The organism is Pseudomonas sp. SWRI50 (genome assembly GCF_014269095.1).
In the GTDB taxonomy this organism is placed as follows: domain Bacteria; phylum Pseudomonadota; class Gammaproteobacteria; order Pseudomonadales; family Pseudomonadaceae; genus Aquipseudomonas; species Aquipseudomonas kermanshahensis.
This window is the reverse complement of the sequence record NZ_JABWRW010000001.1, coordinates 31,211-52,555: the sequence shown is the minus strand read 5'-3', so window position 1 is coordinate 52,555 and position 21,345 is coordinate 31,211. Positions and strand designations below refer to the sequence as shown.

The following is a 21,345-nucleotide window of genomic DNA, read 5'->3' as shown; positions in this document are numbered from 1 at the left end:
CCGCGTTACGCCTGTGCGACCGCGGTTTCCAGGTGCTCAGCCAGAGCATCCCAGGCAATGTTCTGTTGTTCGCCCTGACCACGCAGGGGCTTGAAGCCGATCGCTTGCTGGGCCAGCTCGTCGTCGCCAAGAATCAGGGCGAACAGCGCGCCGCTCTTGTCGGCTTTCTTGAACTGGCTCTTGAAGCTGCCACCCCCGGCGTTGACCACCAGGCGCAGGCCCGGCAGACGATCACGCAGGCGTTCGGACAAGCGCAGGCCAGCCAGCTCGGCCTGTTCGCCGAAGGCGCAGAGGTAGACGTCGACCTGACGGCTGATCGACTCGGGCACCTTGCCCAGGGTCTCCAGCAGCAGAATCAAGCGCTCGATACCCATGGCGAAACCAACGCCGGTGGTCGGCTTGCCGCCCATCTGCTCGACAAGGCCGTCGTAGCGGCCACCGGCGCAGACAGTGCCCTGGGCGCCGAGCTTGTCGGTGACCCACTCGAACACGGTCTTGCTGTAGTAGTCCAGGCCACGCACCAGCTTGGTGTTGATCACGAACGGGATACCGGCAGCCTCCAGACGGGCCTTGAGGCCCTCGAAGTGCACGCGGGATTCTTCGTCCAGGTAATCTTCGAGCTTCGGCGCGCCAACCAGCACCGCCTGGGTGTTCTGGTCCTTGCTGTCGAGGATGCGCAGCGGGTTGCTCTTCAGGCGACGCTGGCTGTCTTCGTCCAGCTGCTCGAGGCGTGCCGAGAGGAACTCGACCAGCGCATCACGGTAGCGGGCACGGGCTTCGCTGGTACCCAGGCTGTTGAGCTCGAGCTTAACGGCGTCCTGGATGCCCAGCAGGCCCCACAGGCGCCAGGTCAGCATGATCAGTTCGGCGTCGATGTCCGGCCCGTCAAGGTTGAACACTTCCACGCCGATCTGGTGGAACTGGCGGTAGCGGCCCTTTTGCGGGCGCTCGTGGCGGAACATCTGGCCGATGTACCAGAGTTTCTGCACCTGGCCGTTGCCGGTGATGCCATGCTCCAGCACGGCACGCACACAGGCGGCAGTGCCTTCGGGGCGCAAGGTGAGCGAATCGCCGTTGCGGTCCTCGAAGGTGTACATCTCTTTTTCGACGATGTCGGTCACTTCACCGATGGAGCGCTTGAACAGCTCGGTGAACTCGACGATCGGTGTGCGGATCTGGCTGTACCCGTAGGTGTCCAGCAGGCCGGCCACGGTGCCTTCGAAGTAGCGCCACAGTGGCGACTGTTCAGGCAGGATGTCGTTCATGCCACGGATGGCTTGCAGCGATTTGCTCACGAAAAGTCCTTACGAATTCTGTGTGTCAGCCACGGGCGATCAGCGCCGCGTCGGCTTCGACCTTTTCGGCCGCTTTCTGGCGGATGAGCTTTTCGAGCTCATCGACCAGGTTGTCATTGGTCAGCTTCTGCGCCGGCTTGCCGTCGATGTAGATCAGGTTCGGCGTGCCGCCGGTCAGCCCTACGTGGGCTTCCTTGGCTTCGCCGGGGCCGTTGACCACGCAACCGATCACCGCGACGTCCAGCGGCACCAACAGGTCTTCCAGGCGCCCTTCCAGCTCGTTCATGGTCTTGACCACATCGAAGTTCTGCCGCGAGCAGCTTGGGCAGGCGATGAAGTTGATGCCACGCGAACGCAGGTGCAGCGACTTGAGGATGTCGTAACCGACTTTCACTTCCTCGACCGGGTCAGCAGCCAGCGAGATACGAATGGTATCGCCGATGCCTTCGGCCAGCAGCATACCGAGGCCGACGGCGGATTTCACTGTCCCCGAGCGCAGGCCACCGGCTTCGGTGATGCCCAGGTGCAGGGGCTGGATGATCTGCTTGGCCAACAGGCGGTAGGCTTCGACGGCCATGAACACGTCGGAGGCCTTGACGCTGACTTTGAAGTCCTGGAAGTCCAGGCGGTCCAGGTGCTCGACATGGCGCAGCGCCGACTCGACCAGCGCGGCTGGGGTCGGTTCGCCGTACTTCTTCTGCAGGTCCTTTTCCAGGGAGCCTGCGTTGACGCCGATACGGATCGGGATACCGCGGTCGCGGGCCGCATCGACCACGGCACGCACACGGTCTTCACGGCCGATGTTGCCCGGGTTGATGCGCAGGCAGTCGACGCCCAGCTCGGCCACACGCAAGGCGATCTTGTAGTCGAAGTGAATGTCGGCAACCAGCGGCACGCTGACCCGTTGCTTGATGCGGCCGAACGCCTCGGCGGCGTCCATGTCTGGCACAGAGACACGCACGATGTCGACACCGGCATCGACCAGGCGCTGGATCTGCCCGACGGTGGCATCGACATCGTTGGTGTCGGTGTTGGTCATGCTTTGTACCGCGATGGGCGCATCACCACCCACCGGCACATTGCCGACCCAGATTTTGCGGGATTCGCGACGTTTGATCGGAGATTCGCCGTGCATGACTTACTGTCCCAACTTCAGGCGAGCAGTCTCGCCACTTGTAAACGGAGCAACATCGACGGCCTGGCCGTTGTAGCTGACCTGCGCGCCACGGGCAAAGCCCAGGCGTACCGCGAACGGCGGCTTGCCGGTCAGCTCGAGGTTGTCGCCCTTGCGCTTGACGCCGCTGAACAGCACCTTGCCATTGCCATCGTTGACTTGGGTCCAGCAATTGGCGCTGAACTGAATCGAGACACTGGCGCTACCGGCCGGCACTGCGACGGGCGCGGCGGGCACAGTGGCAGCGGGCGCGGCAGCCACGGGCGCGGTTGCAGCCGGCGCTGCCGGAGCAGGCGCAGGCGTTGGCGCAGTGGCTGCGGTTGCCGCTTGGGGCTGCAGAGCGGGGGCTGGTGTTACGGTTGTTGCAGGGGGCTGCGCAGCGCTGGCGGGTGCTTGCTCGGCAGCGGCGGCCGACTGTTCACCTGCGGGCTGCTCCAGCGGCAACGGGGCGCTCTCGGGTTGCTGGCCGGCGCTCACGGCCTGGTCTTCAGGCTCGTCCAGCGGGTGAATCTGTGTGGTGCCGTCGGCGCTCTCGACTTCGACGTGCTCCAGGGCGATCTTGGCCAAGTCCTTGCCAGGCAGGCTGCCTTGGTCCTGCCACCAGACGAAGCCGCCACCGACTACCGCCACCAGCAGCAACAGGCTGACGCCGCGCAGGATGTTGTGCGAGAGGCGTACAGGCTCTTCGATGCGGCCCAGCGAATGCACTTCGCTGCCTTTGGCGTGGGTGCCAGTGTAACGGTCGAAGGCCTCGACCAGCGTGGCTTGGTCCAGGTCCATCAGTTTGGCGTAGGCGCGGATATAGCCACGGGCGAACGTGTGCCCGGGCAACTTGTCGAAGGCGCCGGTTTCAACGTGGTTCAACGAACTGACAGTGAGGTTGAGCTTGCGGGCCACCTCGGCTTGTGACCAGTCCCGCTTCTCACGGGCCTGACGCAAAAGCTCACCGGGGTTCTGGCCAGGCGCTACGGCTACTTCGGGATGCGCGGCGTTCATCGTTGCTCCGACAGGTATTGCTGATATTCCGGCGTACCGGGATAAAGTCGTTGTAATTGCTGGCCCAAATTGGCCAATGTGCCCTGCTCGTCGAACACCCGGGCAAGGCGGCTGCCCAGCAGGAGGCTACGGGCGTCGTGGTCGCTCAACTGGCTGAAACGATCGTAGTAGTCCAGGGACGGCACATAATGCCTGTTTTCGTAGGACAACTCAGCCATTTCCAGCAACGCCTTGGGTTGCCGTGGGTTGAGTTGCAACGCTTTGAGCAGATAGGCGTGCGCCTGGTCTCGACGCTCGAGCTTCAGGGCGGTCAAGCCAAGGTTCTCGTACACGCGTGAGCGTTCAGGATACAGGGTATCGGCACTGGCCAGGCGAAACATCTGCTTGGCCTCGGCAAATCGCCCCTGAGCATAAAGGAAACTGCCGTAGTTGTTGCGAATTCGCGTGTCGCCAGGGCGTGCCTGCAGGGCTTTTTGAAAGTGCTGCTCGGCCAGGGCCGGCTCACCTTCAGCCTGAAACACCAGCGCCAGCGCCGCATGCGCGCCGGCATCGCTGGCGTCCAGGGCAAGCGCCTTGCCCAGCGGGGCCTTGGCCTGTTCGGTCAAGCCTTGTTGCAAATAGCCAAGCCCCAACTGCACATACGCCCTGCCCGCCTCTTGCCGCCCTTGGCGGCTGGCCAGCGGGTCACCTGCGCCGCCCGACACGCAGCCGGCCAGCAGCAAAAGCGCAAGGATCGACAGCGCGGCGCGCAGGGTCATGGCGAGTTCTCGGTCAGTGGCGCGCGGCGCTGTCTTGCAGCTCGGCGTCGGCAGAGAGCTGGCGCACAGCGATGTAGCGCTCACTGCGGCGGGTGCGGTCGTTGACCTGGCCGACCAGCTGACCACAGGCGGCGTCGATGTCTTCGCCACGGGTGGTACGGGTTGTGACGTTGAAACCACCGTGGTGGAGCAGGTCCTGGAAGCGGCGGATGGCGTTGTTGCTCGGCCGCTCGTAACCGGAATGCGGGAACGGGTTGAACGGGATCAGGTTGATCTTGCACGGCACGTCGCGCAGCAGTTCGATCATCTGCGCGGCATGTTCAGGCTGGTCGTTGACGTCCTTGAGCAGGGTGTACTCAACCGTCAACACGCGCTTGCCACCCAGGGTGGCCATGTAGCCCATGCACGACTCCAGCAGCACCTTCAGCGGGTACTTCTTGTTGATCGGCACCAGCTGGTTACGCAGCTCGTCGTTCGGCGCGTGCAGCGACAGGGCCAGCGACACGTCGATGTGCTTGGCCAGTTCGTCAATCATCGGCACCACGCCCGAGGTGGACAAGGTGACGCGACGCTTGGAAATGCCATAGCCCAGATCATCCATCATGATCTTCATGGCGGCGATGACATTGTCGAAGTTCAGCAAAGGCTCGCCCATGCCCATCATGACCACGTTGGTAATCGCGCGGTCGACTTTGGCCGGGACGGTCCCGAAAGATTTGTTGGCAAGCCACACCTGGCCAATCACTTCGGCGGCGGTGAGGTTGCTGTTGAAGCCTTGCTTGCCGGTGGAGCAGAAACTGCAGTCCAGGGCGCAGCCGGCTTGCGACGATACGCACAGCGTGCCGCGGTCGTCGGTAGGAATGTAGACGGTCTCGACGCAGCTGCCAGAGGCAACGCGGATCACCCATTTACGGGTGCCGTCGGCGGAAATGTCTTCACTGACCACTTCCGGTGGGCGAATTTCGGCAACAGCCTCGAGCTTTTCGCGCAAGGCCTTGCCGACGTTCGTCATGGCGGCGAAATCATCGACGCCAAAATGGTGAATCCATTTCATCACCTGGCCGGCACGGAAGCGCTTCTCCCCTATAGAGTCGAAGAATTGTTCCATTTCCGGCTGGGTCAGGCCCAACAGGTTGATTTTGCCAGTAGATGTCGTCATGGATTCACCCTCACCCGTAAGCTTTCGCTTAGCGAGTGGTTACCTCGGTAGCAGCGAAGAAGTAAGCGATTTCGCGAGCAGCAGCAGCTTCGGAGTCCGAACCGTGAACGGCGTTGGCGTCGATCGACTCGGCGAAGTCAGCACGGATGGTGCCGGCAGCAGCTTCTTTAGGGTTGGTAGCGCCCATCAGCTCACGGTTCAGAGCGATGGCGTTTTCGCCTTCCAGAACCTGAACAACAACCGGGCCGGAAGTCATGAAGGCAACCAGGTCGCCGAAGAAGCCGCGCTCGCTGTGCTCAGCGTAGAAGCCTTCGGCTTCGGCTTTGGACAGTTGCTTGATTTTCGAGGCAACGATTTTCAGGCCAGCTTCTTCGAAGCGAGTGGTGATCTTGCCGATGACGTTTTTGGCAACGGCGTCAGGCTTGATGATCGAGAAAGTACGTTGAACAGCCATGGAAAACTCCAGAAATATGAGTGTTGCGAAAAATTAAACCCGCGAATTATACGCGGGTTTCAGGGGATTGCCTAACCTGCAGCGACGCGCTTAGTCGGCTTCATCAATCCAGGCCGCCTGGATGGCCTCGAGCACTTTCTCACCGCCGCGTGACGGATCGTCGCTGAACTCTGGCAATGCCAGCACCCAGCGGTGCAGATCGACGAAATTCACATAACGAGGATCGACGTCCGGCTTGCTTTCTGCAAGCTGGATGGCGATCTCAAGTACATCAACCCATTTCAGACTCATGCAAAAATCCTCAGTGGGGCGCTTCAGCAGCGTGGTTAAGCGAATACTTGGGGATCTCGATGGTCAGGTCCTGGTCGGCGACGACCACCTGGCAGCCGAGGCGCGACTGGGCTTCCAGGCCCCAGGCCTTGTCCAGCATGTCCTCTTCCAGCTCGTCCGCTTCTTCCAGCGAATCGAAACCTTTGCGAACAATACAGTGACAGGTGGTGCAAGCCTTGACCCCACCGCAAGCGCTTTCCATTTCGATGTGATGCTCGTGGGCCAGCTCCAGGATGTTGGTCCCAGGCTCGACCTCCACGGTCAGCCCTTCCGGGCAAAACTTCTCGTGCGGCAGGAATGTCACCAGCGGCATCGGTTACTCCTCGATCTCATTCAGGTTGCGCCCGGCCAGTGCGGCTTTGACCGTCGAATCAAGGCGACGGGCGGCAAATGCATCGGTCACCTGCGACAGACGCTTGGTCTGTTGCTCGATGGCGGGGCCATCGGTGCCGGTCAGCAAATCACGTAGTTCTTGCATCTGGAATTCGATGGCTTCGCGCTCTTCGCTGCTGAGCAGGCGCTCGCCATCGGCGTCCAGGGCGCCCTGTACTGCTTCGAGCAGGCGCTCACCGTCAACCTGGTGTTCACGCAGCTGACGGGCCTGCTTGTCGCTGCCTGCGTGCTCGAACGAATCCTTGAGCATGCGGGCGATCTCGCCGTCGGTCAGGCCGTAGGACGGCTTGACCTGAATGCTGGCTTCGACGCCCGAGCCCAGTTCGCGGGCAGCGACGCTGAGCAGGCCATCGGCATCGACCTGGAAGGTCACGCGGATTTTCGCCGCACCGGCGACCATGGCCGGGATGCCGCGCAGCTCGAAGCGCGCCAGCGAGCGGCAGTCGCTGATCAGCTCGCGCTCGCCTTGCAGGACGTGAATCATCATGGCCGACTGGCCATCTTTATAGGTGGTGAACTCTTGCGCACGCGCCACCGGAATGGTGGTGTTGCGCGGGATCACCTTCTCCATCAACCCGCCCATGGTCTCAAGGCCCAGGGACAGTGGGATGACGTCGAGCAGCAGCAACTCGCCACCTTCACGGCGGTTGCCAGCCAGGGTGTCGGCCTGAATGGCAGCACCGATGGCCACCACCTGGTCAGGGTCGATCGAGGTCAATGGGGTACGGCCGAACAGTGTGCCAACAGCGTCACGCACGCGTGGAACGCGGGTCGAACCACCGACCATGACCACTGCACCCACCTCTTCCAGCTCGACACCGCTGTCGCGCACGGCGCGGCGGCAGGCTTTGAGGCTGCGAGCGATCAGCGGCTCGATCATGGCATCGAAGGCGGCCCGGCTGAGCTCACCCTGCCAGGCACCGTGGCTGACGCTGACCACGTCGGCGTCGGTCAGGGCTTCCTTGGCGGCGCAGGCGGCCTGCAGCAACTGGCGCTGAGTACCCGGGTCGAGGTCGGAAGACAGCCCAGCCTGTTCAATGATCCAACCGGCAATCGCGTGGTCGAAATCATCGCCGCCCAGGGCGGTGTCGCCGCCGGTGGCCAGCACTTCGAAGACGCCGGCCGTCAGGCGCAGGATGGAGATATCGAACGTGCCGCCACCCAGGTCATAGATGGCCACCACGCCTTCGGCGTTTTGGTCCAGGCCATAGGCCACGGCCGCTGCGGTCGGCTCGTTGAGCAGGCGCAACACATTGAGGCCGGCCAGGCGCGCGGCATCCTTGGTCGCTTGGCGCTGGGCGTCGTCGAAATAGGCTGGCACGGTGATCACCGCCCCCACCAAGTCGCCACCGAGGGTTTGCTCGGCGCGCTCGCGCAGCACCTTGAGGATGTCGGCCGACACCTCCACCGGGCTTTTCGGCCCTTGGACGGTATCGATGAACGGCATGTGCGACTCACCGCCAATGAAGCGGTACGGCAGCTGCTCGCCCAACTGCTTGACGTCGGCCAGGCCGCGCCCCATCAGGCGCTTTACCGACAGCACGGTGTTCAAAGGGTCGCTGGAAGCGGCATCGCGCGCAGCCTGCCCGACTTCGCTGCGCCCTTCGAGGTAGCGCACCGCAGACGGCAAAATGACATTACCCTGCACATCCGGCAGGGGCTCGCTGCGACCGCTGCGAACGGCAGCGACCAGAGAATTGGTGGTACCCAGGTCGATACCCACCGCCAGGCGGCGCTGGTGCGGCTGAGGGCTTTGACCGGGTTCGGCGATCTGCAGTAGGGCCATGCTTATCTGAATACCTTAGGCGTCATCACGGGCAACGCCGGGTTAATCGTCGAGGCGCTCTTCCAGTTGGCGCACTTCTTGGGCGAGCTTGTCGAGGAACTGCATGCGGCGCATCAGGCGTTCGGCCTTCTCGCGCTCGGCAGGCACATCCCAGCAGGCGGCGAAATCCTCGTTCAGCGTGTCCTGCGCACCCTTCAGGCGCTTCTTGAACACAGCAACACCATCGAGGTCGGCTTCGTCCTGCAGCTCTTCGAGCTCTTCGCGCCACTGCATCTGCTGCAGCAGGAAGTCGGGGTCATGGACCGTGACTTCCTGGGGCACTTCGTGGCCACCGATTGCCAGCAAGTAGCGGGCTCGGCGCGGCGCACTGCGCAGCGTCTGGTAGGCGTCGTTGAGGGCCGCGGACTTCTCCAGGGCTACCCGCTGCTCGCGCTCGGAAGCGTCGGCAAAACGGTCAGGATGGACCTCGCGGGCCAGCTCGCGGTAGCGAGTGGCCAGCTTGTCGAGGTCCAGCCGGAAGCACGGCTGGAGATCAAACAGAGCGTAATGACAAGGAGTACCCACAGCCAGCCTCAGACGTTGAAGCTTTCGCCGCAGCCACACTCACCGCGCACGTTGGGGTTGTTGAACTTGAAGCCTTCGTTCAACCCTTCTTTGACGAAGTCGAGCTCGGTGCCATCGAGGTACACCAGGCTTTTCGGGTCGATGATGACCTTCACGCCGTGGTTCTCGAATACCTGGTCTTCGCCCGCCACTTCGTCGACGAACTCCAGCACATAGGCCAGGCCCGAGCAGCCGGTGGTGCGTACGGCCAGGCGAATGCCTTCACCCTTGCCGCGCCCTTCCAGGGAACGCCGCACGTGGTTGGCGGCGGCTTCTGTCATGCTGATAGCCATCAGAACTCCTTACCTCGCAACAGGCGACTTAGATCAAGCCTTTCTTCTGCTTGTAATCGCGAACGGCTGCCTTGATGGCATCCTCGGCGAGTACCGAGCAGTGGATCTTGACCGGCGGCAACGCCAGTTCTTCAGCCAGCTGGGTGTTCTTGATGGTTTCGGCTTCGTCCAGGGTCTTGCCCTTCATCCACTCGGTGGCGAGGGAGCTGGAAGCGATAGCCGAACCGCAGCCGTAGGTCTTGAACTTAGCGTCTTCGATGACGCCCTGCTCGTTGACCTTGATCTGCAGGCGCATCACGTCACCGCAGGCCGGCGCGCCGACCATGCCGGTACCGACGTCCGGGTCTTCGGCATTCATCTTGCCGACGTTGCGCGGGTTTTCGTAGTGGTCGATGACCTTTTCACTGTATGCCATGGTGCAATTCCTTCCTCATCAGGGAGCCGCTCTTGCCGGCGACTGCTTAGTGGGCGGCCCACTCGATCTTGGAGATGTCAACGCCGTCTTTGTACATGTCCCACAGCGGCGACAGCTCACGCAGTTTGTTAACGGCCTCGCAGACTTTCTGCGCGGCGTAGTCGACTTCTTCTTCGGTGGTGAAGCGGCCGAAGGAGAAGCGGATCGAGCTGTGCGCCAGCTCGTCGTTACGGCCCAGAGCGCGCAGTACATACGACGGCTCGAGCGAAGCGGAGGTACAGGCCGAACCGGACGATACGGCGATGTCTTTCAGGGACATCAGCAGCGACTCGCCTTCGACATAGTTGAAGCTCAGGTTCAGGTTGTGCGGTACGCGGGCAGTCTGGCTGCCGTTGACGTACAGCTCTTCAAGGTCCGAGACCTGCTTGAAGAAGCGGTCGCTCAGGGCCTTGATGCGAGCGTTCTCGCTGGCCATTTCCTGCTTGGCAATGGCGAAGGCTTCGCCCATGCCGACGATCTGGTGAGTCGGCAAGGTGCCCGAACGCATGCCGCGCTCATGGCCACCACCGTGGATGATCGCTTCCAGACGCACACGCGGCTTGCGGCTGACGTACAGCGCGCCGATACCTTTAGGGCCATAGACCTTGTGCGCCGAGAACGACATCAGGTCGACTTTCAGCTTTTGCAAGTCGATTTCGACCTTGCCGGCCGACTGGGCGGCATCGACGTGGAACAGCACGCCGCGGGCGCGGGTCAGCTCACCGATGGCGGCGATGTCGTTGATCGAGCCGACTTCGTTGTTGACGTGCATCAGCGAGACCAGAATGGTGTCGTCGCGCAGCACGGCTTCGACCATGGCCGGGGTGACGATGCCGTCTTCGCCTGGCTCAAGGTAGGTGACTTCGAAACCTTCACGCTCGAGCTGGCGAGCGGTATCCAGGACCGCCTTGTGCTCGATCTTGGAGGTGATGATGTGCTTGCCCTTGGTCTGATAGAAGTGCGCGACACCTTTGAGTGCGAGGTTGTCGGACTCGGTGGCACCGCTGGTCCAGACGATTTCGCGCGGATCGGCGTTGATCAGCTCGGCGACCTGGCGACGACCGTTCTCGACCGCTTCTTCGGCTTTCCAGCCGAATACGTGGGAGCGCGAAGCCGGGTTACCGAAGTTCCCGTCGACCAGCAGGCAGTCAGCCATCTTCTGGGCGACGCGGGGATCGACCGGGGTGGTCGCGGAGTAATCGAGGTAGATCGGCAACTTCATGGATATCTCCTATCAGGCGGTGGCGTCGCTCGTCGCTGTCATAACGGTCAGTCGACGGCGGACGTCTCAATCTTGTCCAACTGGGCGGATCGGCCTGCGACACGACGCAGGTCCTGGCGCTGGGCGACTTCCTGCACCTCACGGCGCTTGACGAGGTCGGCCAGGCTGATGCCGCTGAGGAATTCATGGATCTGCTGGCTGAGATCGCACCACAAGTGGTGGGTCAGGCAGGTGTCACCGGCATGGCAATCCCCAAGGCCTTGGCAACGGGTGGCATCGACCGATTCGTTGACCGCGTCGATGACCTGGGCCACCTGGATGGTTTCCATGCCCCGCGACAGCTGATAGCCACCGCCTGGACCGCGCACACTGGATACCAGGCTGCTGCGGCGCAGCTTGGCGAACAGCTGCTCCAGATAAGAGAGGGAAATGCCCTGGCGCTCGGAAATGTCGGCCAAAGACACCGGCCCATGCTGCGCGTGCAACGCCAGGTCAAGCATGGCTGTCACGGCGTATCGGCCTTTGGTAGTCAGTCGCATGGCTATTGGGTACCACGGGAGTTACAGGATGTGAGCGAGTATGCGATTCCCGAGCATTTAAGTCAACTATAAGACCTACTGCTTTAGTCGGGTTTTGCATCGGGAGGCGGCCGCGATTGTAGCAGACGAGGGGCGTGCGCACACGCCCCGTATGTCACTATGATTTCAGCGCGGCGCGATCAATGCGACTGAGTGTCGCGCTGGGCGACCTGGGCAACTTCGGTGAAGTCATCTTCCGGCAGCGCCGGCAACTCCTTGGCGCAGTAGTCGCTACCCATTTTGGTCAGGGCACCGCACATGCCCTCCAGGCGTTCATCGACCGCTTGCAGGTGGTCGAGCATCTGGCCGATGGCACGCGCGACCGGGTCAGGCATGTCGCCACTGACGCCGTAGGCATCGAAGCCGATCTTCTCGGCCATGGCTTTGCGCCGGGCTTCGACTTCGGTCTCTTCGCTCTTGACGATAATACGCCCTGGGATACCGACGGCAGTCGCCCCCGCCGGCACAGCCTTGGTCACCACCGCATTGGAGCCGATCTTGGCCCCGGCGCCGACAGTGAACGGCCCCAGTACCTTGGCCCCCGCTCCTACCACCACGCCGTTTTCCAGGGTTGGGTGGCGCTTGCCTTTGTTCCAGCTGGTGCCGCCCAGGGTGACGCCCTGGTAAAGGGTGACATCGTCGCCAATCTCAGCAGTCTCGCCGATGACAATGCCCATGCCGTGGTCAATGAAGAAGCGGCGGCCGATGGTGGCGCCGGGGTGGATCTCGATCCCGGTCATCCAGCGGCCGAAGTTCGACACCAGCCGGGCCAGCCATTTGAAATCACGTTTCCACAGCGCATTACCCAGCCGGTGCAGCCAGATGGCGTGCATGCCCGGGTAGCAGGTCAGTACCTCGAAGGCATTGCGCGCGGCGGGGTCACGGTGGAATACGCTTTGAATATCTTCACGCAGACGTTCGAACATCTGTCATCCCTTCCTTTTATGCGGTTCGCCCCGAGCCACTTTCTGGGTCTCGGTGAGGATGCCGCGCAAAATGCTCATTTCCGGACGCTCGACCGAGCTTCGCCCGTACAGCCGGCGCAGGCGCGCCATCAGGTGCTTGGGCTTCTCGGGGTCTAGGAAGCCGATGTCCACCAAGGTCTTTTCCAGGTGGTCATAGAACAGCTCCATTTCGTCCATGGTCGCCAGCTCGCTGGCGTCGACCTTCTCGACTTTAGCCGGTGCATCCTCGGCCGCCAGCCAAGCCATGCGCACCTCATAAGAGAGCACCTGAACAGCGGCGGCCAGATTCAGCGAGCTGAAGTCGGGGTTCGAGGGAATGTGCACGTGGAAGTGACATCGCTGCAGTTCTTCGTTGGTCAGGCCGGCGTGTTCACGCCCGAACACCAAGGCGATCTCCTCGCCGCCCAGCGCATGCTCCACGGCCTTGGCCCCGCATTCGCGAGGGCCGATCAGCGGCCAGGGGATACTGCGCTCGCGGGCACTGGTGCCCATGACCAGGTTACAGCCGACCAACGCCTGCTCAAGGCTGTCGACGACCTGGGCATTGCTCAGCACATCGTCGGCACCGGAGGCACGTGCACTGGCTTCGGCCGCAGGGAACTCTTTCGGCTGCACCAGCACCAGGCGCGACAAGCCCATGTTTTTCATGGCACGTGCAGCGCCGCCGATGTTGCCGGGGTGGCTGGTATTGACCAGAACAACACGAATATTTTGCAGCACGGTGTTGTGCTCTCAGAGGCTGATATCAGGGCCTTCGATCTTACAGAACCGACGGACGTAACGCCATGAAAGCAAATGTGACACTTCTGCCGTCAAAGATTTCTGCTAGAATGATCGGCTTTCTTCTTTAACATCTCCAGGTGACCCGCCCATGCAGCCTATGCTGAATATCGCCCTGCGCGCCGCTCGCAGCGCCAGTGAACTGATTTTCCGCTCCATCGAACGCCTGGATAGCATCAAGGTCGATGAGAAAGAGGCCAAGGACTACGTTTCCGAAGTCGATCGCGCCGCCGAGCAGAAAATCGTCGACGCCCTGCGCAAAGCCTACCCGAACCACTCCATTCAGGGTGAAGAGACCGGCATGCACGCGGGCACCGGCGAAGAAGGCAAGGACTACCTGTGGATCATCGATCCGCTGGACGGCACCACCAACTTCCTGCGCGGCATCCCTCACTTCGCCGTCAGCATCGCCTGCAAATACCGTGGTCGCCTCGAGCACGCCGTGGTACTCGACCCGGTTCGCCAGGAAGAATTCACCGCCAGCCGTGGCCGTGGCGCCCAGCTCAATGGCCGTCGCCTGCGCGTCAGCTCGCGCACCAGCCTGGAAGGCGCCCTGCTGGGTACCGGCTTCCCGTTCCGTGACAACCAAATGGCCGACCTGGACAACTACCTGGGCATGTTCCGCGCCCTGACTGGCCAGACCGCCGGCATCCGCCGCGCAGGTTCCGCCAGCCTGGACTTGGCCTACGTCGCCGCCGGCCGCTTCGATGCCTTCTGGGAGTCGGGCCTGGCCGAGTGGGACATGGCTGCAGGCGTACTGCTGATTCAAGAAGCAGGCGGCCTGGTAAGCGACTTCAACGGTGGCCACGACTTCCTCGACAAAGGCCACATCGTCGCCGGCAACATCAAGTGCTTCAAAGCAGTACTGACGGCTATTCAGCCGCACCTGCCAGAGAGCATGAAGCGCTAAGCGCTGGCTGTATTAGAAAAGCACCCCTCGGGGTGCTTTTTTTATGGGCGCTATAAGTGTGCTGTGCATGGCGAAGGTCATACAACTTGATGGCAAGTCAGCGTGAATACACCCGGCGTCTATTCAATGGCAGTTGCTATTGATTGCCGCTTCCAAGGCCGCCGTGGTTTTATCATTCAATTCAATGCGCAGTGCCACCGCGCGTTCAACGCCAATTTGCAATGCCGGACCGAAACGACTGATATCCAAGCCCAGGCGAATCAACATCTTCTCCACGCCCACCGTGGTCACCGTGACGAACTGCTTCACCTCACAACTGATGGCATAGTTGACGATGGCATGAATCGCTTGCGTGGTGCCTTGGGAGAAGCCGAACCGGTTGCCGTCCGGCAGCTCGATGGCGAAGCGGCTCAGCTCCCAGATCGCGTCGGAGCACGGCGCTGGGTGCCCATGCAGCAGCTCTGGGAAGGTGTGCGCCAGCATGTTAGGGCCGGTCGTCGGCAGTATGCGCCAGCAGCCACACACATAACCCGCCTCGTCCTCGCGGTTGATGATCATGTAATAGGGGTCGAGCGCATCATACCCGTCGATTTCCATGTCGTTGATCAGTGGGATGTCCCACATCTTTTTAACCTTGAAAATACGCGCCCGAAGTTTGTGCATCGCATTCAGCGCTTGTGGGTCGATGTTAGTGCGGCGATCAATGGAGATAAGCATAGGGGCAAATACCGGCAGGGGTTGGAGTTGCCGCCCACGGTATATTCACGCTGAATAAATAAAATCCTACCTAATTTGGGAGGTGGCCGAAGTTACTCGGGCTTGTTAATTTTTCGGCTTTTGCAGGATGGATTCCGGATGAAGCTACTCAATACCTCCGCCGTACGCGAGGTCGCCCATCAAGCCATCAGCCTGCGCCTGGGCCTCAAGCAGAGCCAGACCGAGTTCTGGTCGCGCTTTGGCATCAGCCAGGCCTGTGCCAGCCGCATCGAATGCACCAGCCAAGTGCCTGCGCCGGTGTACATTCTGCTGCGCCTGTACCTCAGCGGCCGTCTCGAGGAGAGCGACCTGGCCCAACGCCCACAGTGATACTCAGGGCGTGATCGACTTCTGCTGGATGGCCTTGAGCACCGCCATCTGGCGTGAGCTGACCTGGAACTTGCGGCGGATGTTCTTGAAGTGGAAGTCGATGGCCGAGGTCGTGCACGACAAGATCATCGAGATTTCCCAGGTAGTCTTGCCCGCCGCGCTCCACTGCAGCACCTCTTTCTCCCGGGTGGTCAGGTGCACAGGTTCCGAGCATTCAATGCGCGCCCGGAGCATCCCTTCCATCGCGTAATCGCGCAGCAGGGTTGCCATGGGCAAGGACTGGATCATCGCAGCAGTCGCCTGCTCGCCGCTCTCATCCGGCTTGAGGCACAGCATGCCCGCCTCGCCCCGCGGGCCATGCAGCGGCAGCGCCAGCCCTTGCTGCAACCCGTGCGCTGCGGCTTCTTCGAAGAATTCCGATTCTGAGGGCCCCCGATAGTTCTCGCGGTTCCACAGCAGTGGCCGGTTGGCGCTCAGGCAGTGCTGAACGACGGGGTCGACTGCCGCGTAAGATTCGGCGTCGTAACGCGTACGCCAGGCATCGGGGTAATCACTGTAGATCAGCACCTGCTGACAAGCGTCCGTGGGGGCAGGTTTGAGGCCGATCAGAAAGTTCGAGTAACCCAGCTTGCGGGTCAGGAGTTTCAGGTGAGCCAGCCAGTCCTCAAAGCGCTCCATTTCGCCGAGTTTCAGCAGCTCATCCATTACCAGTAGGGCCATTCCCTTCCTCGTAGGCACCGTTTGACGGTGGTCTCATGGCGAGACGACACGCGAGGGAATATCGACTCCCTCATTCAGGTGGGTCGATAAGATAATTACGTGGCACTTTGAAATCAACGTGCGAATAGTGCCCGCCGACGAGTTACCCACCCGACACAGGCGGTCGAAGACAGTAATAAAACTGCCAGTCGCACCACAACCTCCCTGTTCTGGGAGGTACCAGGCGGCGCGCGCAGCCTATTAACTAGCGTGGCACCAGCCTGCATCCGGCAGGCTGCACCGCTTTGCACATGGACGGCAAGGGAAGACACCTGAAGCTGTAGTTCGGCTGCCCCCCAAGGAGACCCCTGCATGTTCCAGCAACAGTTCTTTAGCATGGTTGCACGCCATCGCGACCACCCGGCGATCGTCGATAGCCATGGCAAGACCCGCAGCTACGGCGAACTGCTGCATGACATCGATCAATTGCGCGCCAGGCTGCACGCCGCAGGCCTGCGCGAAGGCGACGTGGTTGCCACCCAACTGGGCAACAGTAGCGGTTATGTCGCGCTGTTGTTCGCCATGGCCAGCCTGGGGCTGATTCATTGCCCTGTAAGCGTGGCCAGCAGCATCCACCAACGCGCCATGCGTCTAGGCCAGGTCGGTGCCGCCCTGCTGGTGACCGAAGCCGGCATCGTGCCGGCGGGCCTGGGCATCCCTGGCTTTACCCTGCACTCGCCGACACCCGTCAACCTCAAGACACCCGCCTGGCGTGACTGCGCCGGCTTAATGCGCATGCAGGAAACGTCCGGCAGCACCGGGGCACCCAAACTGGCACTGTGGCGCCAGGACAGGCTGTACCGGGAAATCATGCACTGGGTCGATAGCGCCGGCCTCGATGCCAGCGCCCGCTACCTCAGCATTCACACTCTCGATGGCGGGCATGCGGTGGACCTGCATGTGTTCCCGGCCTTGCTGACCGGCGCCACGCTGTACCTGGGCGATGCCACCCAGGTCGAGAACACCCTGCAAACCCTGCACGAACAACGCATCAGCGTGATGAGCGCGTTGCCGTCACAGTACCTGGCGCTGGCCCAGGCCGCGCAAAGCCGCGGCATTCGCCTGCCGGCACTGAGCAAACCATTCTGTGGTGGGGCCTACCTGGATGACCATGTGGTGCTGGAGTGCGAACGCCACTTAGGTGTGCACCTGAAGCGGATCTATGGTTCGACGGAATTTGGCATGGTCCTGGCCAACTTCGCGCCTGGGCTGCAAGTGGGTTGCGGCATGCGCCCGGTGGGTGATGTCGAGGTCACATTGAAAGCGTTGGACCCTGCGCAACCGGAGGTCGGCGAAATCATCGCGCGCTCCGCACACCGCGGCTCGGGGTACTTCCCACCTCCCCCCATGCCCTGCGAGGACCAAGCCTACGCCACCGGCGATATCGCCCGGCGCCTGCCCGACGGAAGCCTGATGCCCATGGGGCGTTCGACCGATGCCCTGCTGACGAAACAAGGCACCCAGTTCGCACCGGCCCTCGAAGCGCAGATTGCACAGGCCATGAAATTCGAACGGGTGGTGATGCTGATTGACGAGCAGGATCGTCGACGCGCCCAGGTGGTGGTTCAAGCCAACATCGCTGACGCCCAGGAGCGGTTGAATGAGCTGAGCGGGGGGCTGGACCGACTGGGGATCAATGCCAGCGTCACAGTACTCGAGCGAATACCGCTGACCCCCACCGGCAAGCCGGACCGCGTACGGCTTCGCAAGCTGCTAACCGCTCACCCAGTGATGTAGGAGCAGCCTTGTGCTGCGAAGAGGCCGGTGAAAACACAGTAGATCTAGGGTGTTTTCACTGGCCTCTTCCGAGCACAAGGCTGCTCCTACAAGGGATTTCAGATACAACGGATTTCAGCAGATGGCGATCACTGCCCGGCCTGATTCTCGCTGAGGATCAGCTTGCCATTCTTGTCCACGGGAATGGTCGAGCCAGGCTCGTGGTCCATCTTCACCTGCCCTACCTGATCACCAATGGTGTACTTCACGTTATACCCAACGACCTTGTCGCTGATGTCGTGGACTGTGTTGCAGCGGGTTTGCGTCGTGGTGTAGGTATCACGCTCTTGCATGCCTTCCTGCACCTTGTTACCGGCATAACCACCACCGACCGCACCGGCCACGGTGGCGATCTTCTTGCCGGTACCGCCGCCGATCTGGTTACCCAGCAGGCCGCCGGCCAGGGCACCCACCACCGTACCTGCGATCTGGTGCTGGTCCTTGACCGGCGCCTGACGCGTCACGGTGACGTCCTTGCAGACTTCACGCGGCGTCTTCACTTGCTGCTTGATTGGCTGCACGTCGGTGACCTGGGCGTACTCAGGCCCTTTGTTCACCAAGCTGTAGGTCGCCACAGCACCTCCGGCAGTTACACCGACAGCACCCAGCACCGCACCCACCAGCATTGATTTATTCACGTGAACCTCCTGATCATACCCGCGGGACTTGGCCCGCCTTCTCCCTGCCTTGGAGCAAAAAAAAAGGCGCGAGTTCAATACTCGCGCCTCTTGATTCGCCAAACGGCGTAGGAAAAGCCCTTACGGACGCTCGTCCACACCCTCAGCCTTGGCTGGCGGAATCAGGTCTTCGCTGTTCAAGTTCAGCCAGATCAGTACCACGTTGGCGATGTAGATCGACGAGTAGGTACCGGCCATGACGCCAATGAACAGCGCCAGCGAGAAGCCGAACAGGTTGTCACCACCAAAGAACAGCAGCGCAGCGATGGCCAGCAAGGTCGACACCGAGGTGGCGATGGTACGGAGCAGGGTCTGGGTGGTCGAGACGTTGATGTTCTCGATCAGCGACGCCTTGCGCATCACGCGGAAGTTCTCACGCACCCGGTCGAATACGACGATGGTGTCGTTGAGCGAGTAACCGATGATCGCCAGCACCGCCGCCAATACCGTCAGGTCGAAGGTAATCTGGAAGAACGACAGAATACCCAGCGTCACCACCACGTCGTGGATCAGCGAGACAATCGCACCCACGGCGAATTTCCACTGGAAGCGGAAGGCCAGGTAGATAAGGATGCCGCCCAGGGCCAGGAGCATGCCCATGCCACCCTGGTCACGCAGCTCTTCACCCACCTGCGGGCCAACGAACTCGACGCGCTTGAGCGTGGCCGGGTTGTCGCCGCCGGCCTTCTGCAGCGCCTCGGCAACCTTGCTGCCCAGCTGCGGGTCATCGCCCGGCATACGCACCAGCAGGTCGGTGGTAGCGCCGAAGCTCTGCACCACAGCCTCGTGGAAACCGGACTCGACCAGCTCGGCACGTACCGCCTTGAGGTCGGCCGGGCGCTCGTAGGTCAGCTCGATCAGCGTACCGCCGGTGAAATCCAAGCCGAAGTTCAGGCCCTTCTGCCACCAGCTGAACAACGCCAGGACGGTAAGGAGCACAGTGATGGCGAACGCGACATTGCGCACGCCCATGAAGTTGATGGTTTTCATCGCAGCTCCCTCAAACCCACAGCTTCTTGATGTCACGCCCGCCACAGGTCAGGTTGACCATAGCGCGGGTCACCATGACGGCGGTGAACATCGAGGTGAAAATCCCGAGGGACATGGTGACCGCAAAGCCCTTGACCGGGCCGGTACCCATGGCGAACAGGATGCCGCCGACCAGCAGGCTGGTCAGGTTGGCGTCGATGATCGCGGTATAGGCGCGGTTGAAACCTTCGTGAATGGCGCGCTGCACCGACATGCCGGCTTTGAGCTCCTCACGGATACGCGAGAAGATCAGCACGTTGGCGTCTACCGCCATACCCATGGTCAACACGATACCGGCAATACCCGGCAGGGTCAGGGTTGCACCCAGCAGCGACATCAGCGCCAGCAGCAGCACCATGTTGCCCGCCAGGGCGACGGTGGCGATCACGCCGAAGCCGCGGTAGATGGCGATGATGAACAGCGAGACGAACAGCATGCCCCACAGCGAAGCATCGATACCCTTGGTGATGTTGTCCGCACCCAGGCTTGGGCCAATGGTACGTTCTTCAGCGAAGTACATCGGCGCGGCCAGACCACCGGCACGCAGCAGCAGCGCCAGCTCGGACGATTCGCCCTGGCCATTCAGGCCGGTGATACGGAACTGGCTGCCCAGTGGCGACTGGATGGTCGCCAGGCTGATGATCTTTTTCTCTTCCTGGAAGCTCTGTACCGGCACTTCCTTCTCGACGCCGTCGACCGTCTGCTTGACGTAGCGAGTGACGGGCTTCTGCTCGATGAAGATCACCGCCATGCTGCGGCCGACGTTGCTGCGCGTGGCGCGGCTCATCAGCTCGCCGCCGTGGCCATCCAGGCGGATGTTCACTTGCGGACGGCCATGCTCGTCGAAGCTGGCCTGGGCGTCGGTGACCTGGTCACCGGTGATGATCAGGCCACGCTCGACCGGGGCGGAACGGCCGCCCTCACGGAATTCGAAGACCTCGGTGGTCGCCTTGGACGCACCCGGCTCGGCACCGAAGCGGAACTCCAGGTTGGCCGTCTTGCCGAGGATACGCTTGGCTTCGGCAGTGTCCTGCACGCCTGGCAGCTCGACCACGATACGGTTGGCGCCTTGGCGCTGAACCAGCGGCTCGGCCACGCCCAGCTCGTTGACACGGTTGCGGACGGTGGTCAGGTTCTGCTTGATCGAGTATTCACGGATCTCGGCGACTTTCGCCTGAGTCAGCGCCAGACGCAGCACAGCGAGGTCATTACGCTCGGTGGCGGTCAGGTCGAAATCACTGAAATTCTTGCGGATCAGGGCACGTGCCTGCTCGCGGGTTGCATCGTCAGAGAAGCCCAGCATGATGCCGCCATCCTGCTGAGGCAGGCTGCGGTAGCGGATGCGCTCTTTGCGCAGGAGGGTTTTGACCTCGCCTTCATAGACCTTCATGCGGGCGCTCATGGCCTTGTCCATGTCCACTTCCAACAGGAAGTGCACACCACCGGACAGGTCCAGGCCCAGTTTCATCGGGCTTGCACCCAGGTTGCGCAGCCATTGCGGAGTGGTTTGTGCCAGGTTCAGGGCCACGACGTAATCATCGCCCAGTGCCTTGCGCACTACATCCTTGGCTGGAAGCTGGTCTTCCTGATTGGTCAGGCGAATCAGCGCACTGCCCTTCTCACCCAGGCTGCCGCCCTTGACGGTGATACCGGCATCGGTCAGCGCCTTGGTGACGCGATCGAGGTCGGCCTGGCTTACCTGCAGCGCCGAACTGGCACCACTGACTTGCACCGCCGGGTCATCCGGGTAGAGGTTGGGAGCGGAATAAATAAAACCGATCGCCAGTACTAGCAAGATCAGTGCGTATTTCCACAGAGGGTATTTGTTCAGCATCACGCCGCCCGTTCAAGACGCGGGGCGCGTTGCG

General features: G+C 61.8%; 24 protein-coding genes. 3 read left to right on the top strand and 21 right to left on the bottom strand.

Going from position 1 to position 21,345, the window contains the following annotated elements:
- Positions 1–5 precede the first annotated feature (5 nt).
- From hisS to trmJ, 16 genes are all read right to left on the bottom strand, one after another.
- Positions 6–1,295, bottom strand: a complete 1,290-nt coding sequence (hisS, locus tag HU750_RS00285; protein ID WP_027595551.1) for a histidine--tRNA ligase — start codon at positions 1,293–1,295, stop codon at positions 6–8.
- Between the two features lie 25 nt (positions 1,296–1,320).
- Positions 1,321–2,430 (bottom strand): flavodoxin-dependent (E)-4-hydroxy-3-methylbut-2-enyl-diphosphate synthase, encoded by a 1,110-nt coding sequence (gene ispG, locus HU750_RS00280; protein ID WP_027595550.1) that lies wholly within the window; start codon positions 2,428–2,430, stop codon positions 1,321–1,323.
- Between the two features lie 3 nt (positions 2,431–2,433).
- Positions 2,434–3,465 (bottom strand): RodZ domain-containing protein, encoded by a 1,032-nt coding sequence (locus tag HU750_RS00275; RefSeq protein ID WP_186675551.1) that lies wholly within the window; start codon positions 3,463–3,465, stop codon positions 2,434–2,436.
- Positions 3,462–4,223, bottom strand: coding sequence for a type IV pilus biogenesis/stability protein PilW (gene pilW, locus HU750_RS00270; RefSeq protein ID WP_186675549.1), 762 nt, complete (start codon positions 4,221–4,223; stop codon positions 3,462–3,464). Before pilW ends, HU750_RS00275 begins: the two co-directional genes overlap by 4 nt.
- A gap of 13 nt (positions 4,224–4,236) precedes the next feature.
- Complete coding sequence (gene rlmN / locus HU750_RS00265; RefSeq protein WP_027595547.1) at positions 4,237–5,382, bottom strand: dual-specificity RNA methyltransferase RlmN; 1,146 nt, start codon at positions 5,380–5,382, stop codon at positions 4,237–4,239.
- Positions 5,383–5,410: 28 nt separating this feature from the next.
- On the bottom strand, positions 5,411–5,836 hold the full coding sequence (gene ndk / locus HU750_RS00260; RefSeq protein WP_012316140.1) for a nucleoside-diphosphate kinase: 426 nt from the start codon (positions 5,834–5,836) through the stop codon (positions 5,411–5,413).
- Between the two features lie 90 nt (positions 5,837–5,926).
- Positions 5,927–6,127: a Fe-S cluster assembly protein IscX gene (gene iscX / locus HU750_RS00255; protein ID WP_024762959.1), complete on the bottom strand. Its 201-nt coding sequence runs from the start codon at positions 6,125–6,127 to the stop codon at positions 5,927–5,929.
- 10 nt (positions 6,128–6,137) lie between these two features.
- Entirely contained in the window at positions 6,138–6,479 is a 342-nt protein-coding gene (gene fdx, locus HU750_RS00250) for an ISC system 2Fe-2S type ferredoxin (RefSeq protein WP_027595546.1), read from the bottom strand.
- Between the two features lie 3 nt (positions 6,480–6,482).
- Positions 6,483–8,345 (bottom strand): Fe-S protein assembly chaperone HscA, encoded by a 1,863-nt coding sequence (gene hscA, locus HU750_RS00245; RefSeq protein WP_186675547.1) that lies wholly within the window; start codon positions 8,343–8,345, stop codon positions 6,483–6,485.
- A gap of 42 nt (positions 8,346–8,387) precedes the next feature.
- The gene (gene hscB, locus HU750_RS00240; protein WP_027595544.1) at positions 8,388–8,909 is read right to left on the bottom strand and encodes a co-chaperone HscB; all 522 of its coding nucleotides are present in this window, start codon (positions 8,907–8,909) and stop codon (positions 8,388–8,390) included.
- An 8-nt stretch (positions 8,910–8,917) separates the two neighbouring features.
- Complete coding sequence (iscA, locus tag HU750_RS00235; protein ID WP_027595543.1) at positions 8,918–9,241, bottom strand: iron-sulfur cluster assembly protein IscA; 324 nt, start codon at positions 9,239–9,241, stop codon at positions 8,918–8,920.
- 28 nt (positions 9,242–9,269) lie between these two features.
- A complete protein-coding gene (iscU, locus tag HU750_RS00230; RefSeq protein WP_003248539.1) occupies positions 9,270–9,656 on the bottom strand; it encodes a Fe-S cluster assembly scaffold IscU in 387 nt (128 codons plus the stop codon).
- A gap of 46 nt (positions 9,657–9,702) precedes the next feature.
- Positions 9,703–10,917, bottom strand: coding sequence for an IscS subfamily cysteine desulfurase (locus tag HU750_RS00225; RefSeq protein WP_027595542.1), 1,215 nt, complete (start codon positions 10,915–10,917; stop codon positions 9,703–9,705).
- A 47-nt stretch (positions 10,918–10,964) separates the two neighbouring features.
- Positions 10,965–11,456 carry a Fe-S cluster assembly transcriptional regulator IscR gene (gene iscR, locus HU750_RS00220; RefSeq protein ID WP_027595541.1) on the bottom strand — a complete coding sequence of 164 codons (492 nt, stop codon included), beginning with the start codon at positions 11,454–11,456 and terminating at the stop codon, positions 10,965–10,967.
- 179 nt (positions 11,457–11,635) lie between these two features.
- Positions 11,636–12,421, bottom strand: coding sequence for a serine O-acetyltransferase (gene cysE / locus HU750_RS00215; RefSeq protein WP_027595540.1), 786 nt, complete (start codon positions 12,419–12,421; stop codon positions 11,636–11,638).
- Positions 12,422–12,424: 3 nt separating this feature from the next.
- Positions 12,425–13,180: a tRNA (cytosine(32)/uridine(32)-2'-O)-methyltransferase TrmJ gene (gene trmJ / locus HU750_RS00210; protein WP_027595539.1), complete on the bottom strand. Its 756-nt coding sequence runs from the start codon at positions 13,178–13,180 to the stop codon at positions 12,425–12,427.
- Positions 13,181–13,331: 151 nt separating this feature from the next.
- On the opposite strand from trmJ, the gene suhB reads away from it, so the two are divergent.
- Positions 13,332–14,150 (top strand): type III secretion system regulator SuhB, encoded by an 819-nt coding sequence (suhB, locus tag HU750_RS00205; RefSeq protein WP_027595538.1) that lies wholly within the window; start codon positions 13,332–13,334, stop codon positions 14,148–14,150.
- Positions 14,151–14,273: 123 nt separating this feature from the next.
- Here the strand turns inward: suhB and HU750_RS00200 are convergent, their stop codons facing one another.
- The gene (locus tag HU750_RS00200; RefSeq protein ID WP_027595537.1) at positions 14,274–14,867 is read right to left on the bottom strand and encodes an acyl-homoserine-lactone synthase; all 594 of its coding nucleotides are present in this window, start codon (positions 14,865–14,867) and stop codon (positions 14,274–14,276) included.
- 138 nt (positions 14,868–15,005) lie between these two features.
- Between HU750_RS00200 and HU750_RS00195 the strand changes: the two genes are divergently transcribed.
- The gene (locus HU750_RS00195; RefSeq protein ID WP_027595536.1) at positions 15,006–15,236 is read left to right on the top strand and encodes a hypothetical protein; all 231 of its coding nucleotides are present in this window, start codon (positions 15,006–15,008) and stop codon (positions 15,234–15,236) included.
- A 3-nt stretch (positions 15,237–15,239) separates the two neighbouring features.
- On the opposite strand, the gene HU750_RS00190 is transcribed toward HU750_RS00195, so the two are convergent.
- Positions 15,240–15,956, bottom strand: coding sequence for a LuxR family transcriptional regulator (locus HU750_RS00190; protein ID WP_186675545.1), 717 nt, complete (start codon positions 15,954–15,956; stop codon positions 15,240–15,242).
- A gap of 351 nt (positions 15,957–16,307) precedes the next feature.
- On the opposite strand from HU750_RS00190, the gene HU750_RS00185 reads away from it, so the two are divergent.
- Positions 16,308–17,732, top strand: coding sequence for a class I adenylate-forming enzyme family protein (locus tag HU750_RS00185; protein ID WP_186675542.1), 1,425 nt, complete (start codon positions 16,308–16,310; stop codon positions 17,730–17,732).
- 128 nt (positions 17,733–17,860) lie between these two features.
- Here the strand turns inward: HU750_RS00185 and HU750_RS00180 are convergent, their stop codons facing one another.
- From HU750_RS00180 to secD, 3 genes are all read right to left on the bottom strand, one after another.
- Positions 17,861–18,409, bottom strand: a complete 549-nt coding sequence (locus HU750_RS00180) for a glycine zipper 2TM domain-containing protein (RefSeq protein ID WP_027595533.1) — start codon at positions 18,407–18,409, stop codon at positions 17,861–17,863.
- Between the two features lie 120 nt (positions 18,410–18,529).
- A complete protein-coding gene (gene secF, locus HU750_RS00175) occupies positions 18,530–19,438 on the bottom strand; it encodes a protein translocase subunit SecF (RefSeq protein ID WP_186675538.1) in 909 nt (302 codons plus the stop codon).
- Between the two features lie 10 nt (positions 19,439–19,448).
- Positions 19,449–21,311 carry a protein translocase subunit SecD gene (gene secD, locus HU750_RS00170; RefSeq protein WP_027595531.1) on the bottom strand — a complete coding sequence of 621 codons (1,863 nt, stop codon included), beginning with the start codon at positions 21,309–21,311 and terminating at the stop codon, positions 19,449–19,451.
- Positions 21,312–21,345: the final 34 nt, after the last annotated feature.

Bases quoted from the DNA above. Each gene is read 5' to 3' on its own strand.
- ispG (WP_027595550.1), bottom strand. From the start codon at position 2,430: ATGCACGGCGAATCTCCGATCAAACGTCGCGAATCCCGCAAAATCTGG.
- HU750_RS00275 (WP_186675551.1), bottom strand. From the start codon at position 3,465: ATGAACGCCGCGCATCCCGAAGTAGCCGTAGCGCCTGGCCAGAACCCC.
- pilW (WP_186675549.1), bottom strand. From the start codon at position 4,223: ATGACCCTGCGCGCCGCGCTGTCGATCCTTGCGCTTTTGCTGCTGGCC.
- rlmN (WP_027595547.1), bottom strand. From the start codon at position 5,382: ATGACGACATCTACTGGCAAAATCAACCTGTTGGGCCTGACCCAGCCG.
- ndk (WP_012316140.1), bottom strand. From the start codon at position 5,836: ATGGCTGTTCAACGTACTTTCTCGATCATCAAGCCTGACGCCGTTGCC.
- iscX (WP_024762959.1), bottom strand. From the start codon at position 6,127: ATGAGTCTGAAATGGGTTGATGTACTTGAGATCGCCATCCAGCTTGCA.
- fdx (WP_027595546.1), bottom strand. From the start codon at position 6,479: ATGCCGCTGGTGACATTCCTGCCGCACGAGAAGTTTTGCCCGGAAGGG.
- hscA (WP_186675547.1), bottom strand. From the start codon at position 8,345: ATGGCCCTACTGCAGATCGCCGAACCCGGTCAAAGCCCTCAGCCGCAC.
- iscA (WP_027595543.1), bottom strand. From the start codon at position 9,241: ATGGCTATCAGCATGACAGAAGCCGCCGCCAACCACGTGCGGCGTTCC.
- iscU (WP_003248539.1), bottom strand. From the start codon at position 9,656: ATGGCATACAGTGAAAAGGTCATCGACCACTACGAAAACCCGCGCAAC.
- HU750_RS00225 (WP_027595542.1), bottom strand. From the start codon at position 10,917: ATGAAGTTGCCGATCTACCTCGATTACTCCGCGACCACCCCGGTCGAT.
- iscR (WP_027595541.1), bottom strand. From the start codon at position 11,456: ATGCGACTGACTACCAAAGGCCGATACGCCGTGACAGCCATGCTTGAC.
- cysE (WP_027595540.1), bottom strand. From the start codon at position 12,421: ATGTTCGAACGTCTGCGTGAAGATATTCAAAGCGTATTCCACCGTGAC.
- suhB (WP_027595538.1), top strand. From the start codon at position 13,332: ATGCAGCCTATGCTGAATATCGCCCTGCGCGCCGCTCGCAGCGCCAGT.
- HU750_RS00200 (WP_027595537.1), bottom strand. From the start codon at position 14,867: ATGCTTATCTCCATTGATCGCCGCACTAACATCGACCCACAAGCGCTG.
- HU750_RS00195 (WP_027595536.1), top strand. From the start codon at position 15,006: ATGAAGCTACTCAATACCTCCGCCGTACGCGAGGTCGCCCATCAAGCC.
- HU750_RS00190 (WP_186675545.1), bottom strand. From the start codon at position 15,956: ATGGCCCTACTGGTAATGGATGAGCTGCTGAAACTCGGCGAAATGGAG.
- HU750_RS00185 (WP_186675542.1), top strand. From the start codon at position 16,308: ATGTTCCAGCAACAGTTCTTTAGCATGGTTGCACGCCATCGCGACCAC.
- secF (WP_186675538.1), bottom strand. From the start codon at position 19,438: ATGAAAACCATCAACTTCATGGGCGTGCGCAATGTCGCGTTCGCCATC.
- secD (WP_027595531.1), bottom strand. From the start codon at position 21,311: ATGCTGAACAAATACCCTCTGTGGAAATACGCACTGATCTTGCTAGTA.